At 67.2% G+C, this 387-nt stretch carries 1 protein-coding gene; it reads right to left on the bottom strand.

Translation table 11 applies throughout. The features are described 5' to 3' along the window. Positions 1 to 27 precede the first annotated feature (27 nt). On the bottom strand, positions 28 to 387 hold a 360-nt coding region (locus tag KUM44_RS37305), incomplete at its 5' end, for a transposase (RefSeq protein WP_254390684.1).

Below are 387 nucleotides of genomic sequence, written 5' to 3' on the forward strand. Positions count from 1 at the left end.
CTTACTGACCTTGAATGCGTGATGTCGTCATGGTGGCTGGCGTCGGAGGCCGGTGCCGGTGAGGCAGCCGTCGAGGACGTCGGGACGGTACTGGAGCTGGCGTAGGCCGCGTCGGACGGCGGTGATCAGGTCATCGGGGTCGGCGAAGGCGCGATTGGCCACGGTGGTGCGTCGTAGGACGGACCAGATGCCCTCGACCGGGTTGAGGTCGGGTGCGTGGGGCGGCAGTTGGAAGACGGTGAGCCAGTCGCGGTCGGCGATGTAGCGGCGCATGCCGGCGGTGAGGTGGGTGTTGAGGATGCCCCTATGTTCGTCAAGTGGCAGAAGACGCGGCGACGGAGGTTGTCGCCGGGTGGATCTGCCGGTAGATCTCGCGGGCGACGTAGC

Origin of the sequence: Streptomyces sp. AC550_RSS872, assembly GCF_019049285.1 — a bacterium.
Classification (GTDB): domain Bacteria; phylum Actinomycetota; class Actinomycetes; order Streptomycetales; family Streptomycetaceae; genus Streptomyces.